Source organism: Mucilaginibacter sp. (assembly GCF_028287845.1).
Taxonomy (GTDB): Bacteria; Bacteroidota; Bacteroidia; order Sphingobacteriales; family Sphingobacteriaceae; genus Mucilaginibacter.
In genome coordinates this window covers 1-6699 of sequence record NZ_JAQBOW010000114.1, presented here as the reverse complement: position 1 = coordinate 6699, position 6699 = coordinate 1, and the positions used below count along the sequence as shown (strand labels likewise).

Here is a 6699-nt window from a genome sequence, read left to right as displayed (position 1 = left end):
AAAATCGGTACTTACTAAGGTAATTACGTTTTAGAGTAAGATCGTTGTTTATATTCCGCATAACTTTTAGCTTTATTCTTTAAAGCTAATTCTGTTACCGAATTATCTGACCTTTACAATTGCGAGGAACGAAGACAACCGACCAAAGGGAGCTCATTAATACCTTTAAAAAACAAATAATAATATTAATAATCTCTGCACTCGCTCATCAACTGTGAAAAATGTTATTCAAGGCACTGTATAACATAACTCTTATATTGAATATCCTATGTAGAGATTGCTTCGTTCCTCGCAATGACGTATTTATAAGTAATTGATTATCAATATAATTAAAATTGTCATCTCGAGCGGTAGCGAGAGATCTATACACGCGCTAAACAAACGGATTGCAATGTATAGATTTCTCGCTACCGCTCGAAATGACAACGTTTTTTTATATAGTTTCCATTTTTACACGTCATAACGATTTTTTTCAGCGTTGGCCCTGATGGGTACTCGCGATGACGTGGTGGGGATCATTTCAATCGTTCGTTCTTCTATTCCTCACCCAATACCACCCCAAATTAAAAGCGATAACCGCATGATTAAGTAGTGTTGGCAATAACCCATAATATCGTTTCATAATATCAAAACGCTCTGCCAGGCTTTGGCGGTGTTTAAGTTTTGACATACCCCCTACTTGATATTTAGCCACATATTGGTTTACATTAACTATGGTTTTTGCCTTTTTTGCCGCGTGCAGTATCCAATCTATATCAGCACTTAGCTTATATTTGGGATTATATGGTTCTGTTAATGAGCGCTTGATATATATGGCCTGGTGACTTACGCTCATGCCATATTTAAAACTTTTCCAGGTAAAACTGGCCGGCGCGGCATGGCGGCGCTGACCCAAACTTTTACCTGCACCGTCTATCATTTCTGTTTCGCCGTAATAAATATCGGCGCCATTAGCCGCAGCAAAAACATTAGCAACCGTTTCGGCCGAATAAAACTCATCGGCCGAATTCATGAACAGTACATAATCTCCGGTGGCAGCGGCCAGCCCTTTATTCATGGCATCATAAATACCTTTATCGGGTTCGCTTATTAGTTTGGCTATACGGTCCTTATATCGCCCTATAATCATTAATGTACCATCTGTGGATTTCCCGTCAACAACTATATATTCGATACCGGCATAAGTTTGGTTTATTACCGACCGCAGGGTACGCTCAATATCGCTTACATTATTGTAAACCACTGTAATTACCGATAATATGGGCCTGCCTTCTTTCATTACTTTAATATAGATTGATAAAGGTCCATATATTGCCGAGCAACTTTTTCATTGGTATAATTATCCAATACTTTTTGCCGTGCGTTTGCAGACAGTGTGGCCGCATCGGTTGTGTTAAGGATTTTATCTAACCCCTTTGCTAAATCGGCAGCAGATCGAAATTCAGCCAAATACCCATTTTGCTCATGGTCTACCATTTCTGGTATTCCGCCTGTATTAAATGCAACCACAGGGGTGCCGCACGCTAAGGCTTCCATCACGGTATTAGGCAGGTTATCTTCTAACGAGGGGGTCACAAATACATCAGCCATACCGTAAATTTCGGCTAGCTCTTTCGGCGATGTGATAAGGCTTAATTCATGTACTTTAAACGGTAGTTGGGTAACATCAAAACGGTTGTTCTTGCCAAATATCACTACCTCTGTTTTTTCGTTTTGCGGATAGTCGGTTTTTAAAATATTCAATGCTTCAATCAAATAATTTATCCCTTTTCGTCTGTCGTTTATATTAGCGGCACCAAATAAAATGATTTTTGCGGCAGGGTTAATACCGCGCTTTTCGCGGGCCACCATATTATTTTGCGGAGAAAAAAGCTCAACATCTATTGGGTTTGGAATGGATTCTATACGGAAATCTTTAAGCAATGAGCTTTGTTTAGCTACACCCGCCAACCATTGGCTGCAGGTTACAAAGGTTATATTTTGGGCATTTTTAAACAGCGCGGCTTTACGAAGCCAACCGCTATGCGAAATATCGTTATCACTTGCATCGCGCAAAAACGGACAGTTGCCACACTCCCGCATAAAATTATCGCAGGTACCGGCATAATGGCAGCCGCCGGTAAAGGCCCACATATCATGCAGCGTCCAAACTATTGGCTTGCCGGTATCAACCAACTCTTTTAGGTCGGCAATGGATAGGAAGCCTGAGTTTGTCCAGTGCAGGTGTAAAATATCTGCGTCCTTTACTATCTGCCTGTTGTGTATACTTACCCCTGTTGGAGCAGTTGAAAAAGCAAACCTAACCGATTTATCCTTTTCATGAAAAAACATAAATGGCAGCCGTTCATACAAAAAATCAAACTTTGCCTTTAAGTTAGTTATAAAGTTCCTTGCAACCCCTTCAACACGGTCATCATTTGATTGTTTATGCTCTACCAATAACCGCGCGTCAACATTTTGCGAGCCTAAAGCATTTAACAAGCGCATGCAAGCGGCCGCGGCTCCGCCATCCCCATCAGATGTGTTGATCAAAGTAACTTTCATTAACACAAGTATAGTAATAAAGCTGAAAGACTAAAGCAGAAAGCTTTCGACTTTCTGCTTTTAGCTTTCTGCTTATATTATGCCGAAAAATTTTACTTTTGACTATTCAACCCAAAGCGCTTAATAAACATGAGTTATTTATTTCAGGATTGGCAATCAAACCGAAGAAATTTTAAAGGGCGACTTGTTTTATTCATGTTCAGGCTGGCATCGTTGATCAACCGGTCAATGATAGCGAAGGTTATATGTATACTTTACCTGCTGTTTTACCGCTACGCGGTAGAATGGTGCTGGTGCATTGAACTGCCCCGAAAGTTAAAGGTTGGCAAGGGCCTGATGTTGTTTCACGGGCAGGCTTTGGTAGTTAATCAGGGTGTTATTATTGGCGAAAATTGCACATTAAGAAACTCGACAACCATTGGCCATAAAAGACAGGCCGATGGAACCTTTAGTCCATGCCCGCGCATTGGTAATAATGTAGATATCGGGGCCAACGTAGTTATAATTGGCGATGTTGAAGTTGGCGATAATGTAATAATTGGCGCGGGTACAGTTATAACTAAAAGTATCCCCGCAAATAGTGTAGTAGTGGGTAATCCTGCAAGAATACTGGAGAAAAAGGACACTACAGAAAATATTTAAAAATCAGGCTATCATTAATTAATGGATAATAATTTAACAGATCGTTCTTTTTGGAAATCTTTTTGGGAATCAAGAATAGGCCTTATTTTTAATATTAAGCGCGATTATATTTTTGGCGATATACTGGCTAAGATCATTGCCAAAAAAGGAGCGAAAACAGCTATTGAACTGGGCGGTTTCCCCGGCTACTATGCCATCTACCTGAAAAAATACCAGGACATGGATACCACACTGCTGGATTATTTTATCCATCAGGGCCTGGTAAATGAATTGCTGGCAAAAAACAGCCTTCAGGAAAACGATATAAAGATTATTGAGGCCGATCTGTTTACCTACCAGCCGGAAGTGCAGTATGACCTGGTGCTCTCTTTTGGATTGATAGAGCATTTTAGCGATACCAAAGCTATTATAGAAAACCATTTACCCTTTTTAAAACCCGGCGGCACCTTGTTTATCACGCTGCCTAACTTTAAAGGTATAAACGGATGGGTGCAACGCAAGTTCGACCTGGAGAATTACAACAAACACTATATCGAAAGTATGAACCCTGCCCTGCTTGCTGATTATTGCAGGCAATTAGGCTTAAAGGAGGTAGAATCTTATTATCACGGCAGGTTTTCTATGTGGCTGGAAAACAAGGCTACCCAATCTGCTTTTGCGAAAGCTTTTGTTAATACATTATGGTTTACAGGTAAGGTGATAACTAAGTTTATTAAGTTTGAAAGCAAGATGTTATCGCCTTATATTGTATTGAAAGCTACCCGTTAGTTACTTTTTACCCACATATTTTATTTGCCATTGCCTGATAAGGCGCATTCCTCTTTGCAATAAGCTGCCCTTGCGGTTTTTAAGGAAACGTTTAATGGCTTGATGGGCCTTTTGGTTCTCTTTAATTTCTACCGGGAAATATTTAACAGGTTTTTGGGCGATGTTTACTCCGTACATGTTTTCGATATTGGAATGCACACCTGTACCATCATGCCCTATGTTATGCACCAGGGAATGTGAGGGATTAAGTGTAAGCCCTCCTTTTAAAAAAACAGACGCGTACCAGCGTATAGCCCAGGAGTTGTTCTTACCTGCTTTAAACTGCTGCATTTGTTTCCAGAAATTCATGGTGCCATCTATAGAAAACTTTTGGATCTTTTGCCTGTCAAACTGCCCCATCAGCTTATCAATATCAGGCTCGAAATTTTTCCACGCGCGCGCCCATGTGGCCCATCCCCAACTGGTTGCTATATGATGAAAAAAAGCTTCGGGCAACGTTTTATCATCCAGCCCGAACATATACGCGCCAACGTGCATTACTGCATTATCTTGCTCATATTTAGCAAGCGACTCATTAAAATATTGCAGTGTATAGGGTGATGAAAGCAGGTCGTCCTCAAATACAATAACTTTTCCAAATTCATTAACCAACTGGGTAACCCCGCCAATTATAGAGTTGGCAAGGCCCATGTTCTCTTCTCTGGCAATTATTTTTATGGATTTAAATCCGGTAATATTTTTCACCAATGTCCGCACCTCGTCAACCTTATCTTTATCTGCAGCTGTTTTTGCACCATCAGAGAATATGAACAGTCTTGATTCCTCGGCCAATAAATTTTTTTGCAAATAGGCCAGCGTGCGCCGGGTATGGTCGGGCCGGTTATATACAAATAAGGCTATGGGGGCAAGGTTTTGCATTTAAAATAATTCGGGTTGCTTATCGGCTTTTTTACACAAAACGGTATAGTAATTAGCGAATTTCTCCTCAACCTTTTTACCAAATACAGCCGAGGCCAGCTTTTTAACGTTATGCTCCAGATCTATCTTTAAATTACGCCAAAGGGTTTTTGATTTTTTAAGGGTAATGTAAGTATAGAATTTGGTTACTTCAGGAGCTATTGTGTCGGCCAAATCATTTACCACTTCAAAGCCTTCGGTATATAATAAATAGCGCAACGAGGTTGGCGTATAAACATTAATGTGCCCGTAAGCTAAAAAGTGTTTGATGCGGGTATCAACCCCGGTCCTGTAATCGCGCGGGACTTCAATGATACACATCTTAGCTACACGCTTTATTTCGCGTAACAGCATTCTTTCATGCTCCACATGTTCCAGCACGTGCGAAAGTATGATCAGGTCAAAACTATCATCATCAAAAGGTAAATGATAGCCGTCAAACTCCTGCACCGATTTAAGGCCCGGTATATTTCGTTCCCGGATACGCTCTGCCCCACTTGCTGATAGCTCAACCGCATGATACTCCGGCGCAAAATCTTTCCCGGCCAATAACTTTAAAATACTGCCATCACCGGCACCTACTTCCAGAACCTTATTAAAGGTAAATCCTTTGCTAACTTTCAGAATATGCTCAACTTTATATTTGGCCCCCAGCATGCGCCATGTTTCGTCATTATTTTCATAAAACGAGTCGTATGCGGTTTTAAGATTATCGCTGCTGCTAACTTCCTGCATTTTTAGTATCCATATTTATCAGCCAAAATTAGCATATAAATATTAAATTGGCTTGGGGTAGTCATTTAAATTACTTTATGAGTGAAACCCATCCCGCGAGTGGTTTTGACCCATCTTTAATATCAATAGTATAATAATAAGTTCCAAAAGGCAGGTAGCTGCCTTTATATTTTCCATCCCAGGCCTTAGCGTAGCCTATGCTTTTAAAAACAGGGGTGCCATTCCGGTTGTAAACAGTTATTACCATAGTGCTATTGGTATTTAATACGCCCATATCCCAGGTATCATTAATTCCATCTCCATTGGGTGTAAATGTATTGGGTATCACAATATCTTTATATACTTTAACAGTTACATCATCGCTTACAATAAAACAGCCCTGTGCCGATGTGGCGGTAAGCGTATAAGTAATATCTGTTAACGCTGCTGATACCGGATTAAGGATATTTGGATTATCCAGATAAGTAGTTGGCGACCACCTATATTGAAAGTTACCATCACTTACAGCACCATTTAACTGAGCTTTACCACCGCTTAAAATTGCCTTATCTGTACCGGCATTAACAATTGGTTTGGGTATTACCGTAACAGTTACTGTTTTTGAAGCAGTACAAACGCCGCCTATTAAAACTGTGTAAGTAGTAGTTATCAGTGGCGATGCTATTGGATTTGACTGATTAATAGTAGACAAACCCAATGCCGGCGACCATTGATAAGTTGTACCGCCCGACGCATTTAAAACAGCACTGCTCCCAGCACAAATGGTTACGGCAGGCACATCAACAGCAGCCGGCATAGTGTTTATAGTAATGGTTAAAGTATTACTGGGGACAGGCGTACTACATACACCTGAAGTTGCCAGGCGGCGATAATATGTTGTAGCGTTTATTACAGGCGGGTCATAATCCTGAGCTGTTGCTTCTCCCGAAATATCAGAAAAGGTTACATTATCTGCTGAGCTTTGCCATTGATAGGTATAAGCTCCATTACCACCGGATGGGGTGCTCCCTGCTAAAATTGCAGGGTCGCCCGTACCACAAAAACTGTTTACAG

7 protein-coding genes are annotated in these 6699 nt (G+C 40.7%); 2 read left to right on the top strand and 5 right to left on the bottom strand.

What is annotated here, in order from left to right:
* Window positions 1–520 precede the first annotated feature (520 nt).
* Window positions 521–1279 carry a glycosyltransferase family 2 protein gene (locus JWP71_RS11705; RefSeq protein ID WP_299500051.1) on the bottom strand — a complete coding sequence of 253 codons (759 nt, stop codon included), beginning with the start codon at window positions 1277–1279 and terminating at the stop codon, window positions 521–523.
* Window positions 1279–2544, bottom strand: coding sequence for a glycosyltransferase family 4 protein (locus JWP71_RS11700; RefSeq protein WP_299500040.1), 1266 nt, complete (start codon window positions 2542–2544; stop codon window positions 1279–1281). The genes JWP71_RS11705 and JWP71_RS11700 overlap by 1 nt, the downstream gene beginning before the upstream one ends.
* A 129-nt stretch (window positions 2545–2673) precedes the next feature.
* On the opposite strand from JWP71_RS11700, the gene JWP71_RS11695 reads away from it, so the two are divergent.
* Together JWP71_RS11695 and JWP71_RS11690 are read left to right on the top strand one after the other, a co-directional pair.
* A complete protein-coding gene (locus JWP71_RS11695) occupies window positions 2674–3186 on the top strand; it encodes a serine acetyltransferase (RefSeq protein ID WP_299500038.1) in 513 nt (170 codons plus the stop codon).
* Between the two features lie 21 nt (window positions 3187–3207).
* Complete coding sequence (locus JWP71_RS11690; protein ID WP_299500035.1) at window positions 3208–3954, top strand: methyltransferase domain-containing protein; 747 nt, start codon at window positions 3208–3210, stop codon at window positions 3952–3954.
* Here the strand turns inward: JWP71_RS11690 and JWP71_RS11685 are convergent, their stop codons facing one another.
* The 3 genes from JWP71_RS11685 to JWP71_RS11675 form a co-directional block, all read right to left on the bottom strand.
* The gene (locus tag JWP71_RS11685) at window positions 3955–4872 is read right to left on the bottom strand and encodes a glycosyltransferase (protein WP_299500032.1); all 918 of its coding nucleotides are present in this window, start codon (window positions 4870–4872) and stop codon (window positions 3955–3957) included.
* Window positions 4873–5646 carry a class I SAM-dependent methyltransferase gene (locus JWP71_RS11680; RefSeq protein WP_299500029.1) on the bottom strand — a complete coding sequence of 258 codons (774 nt, stop codon included), beginning with the start codon at window positions 5644–5646 and terminating at the stop codon, window positions 4873–4875.
* A 70-nt stretch (window positions 5647–5716) separates the two neighbouring features.
* The coding region (locus JWP71_RS11675) for a gliding motility-associated C-terminal domain-containing protein (protein ID WP_299500026.1) at window positions 5717–6699 on the bottom strand (983 nt) is incomplete at its 5' end.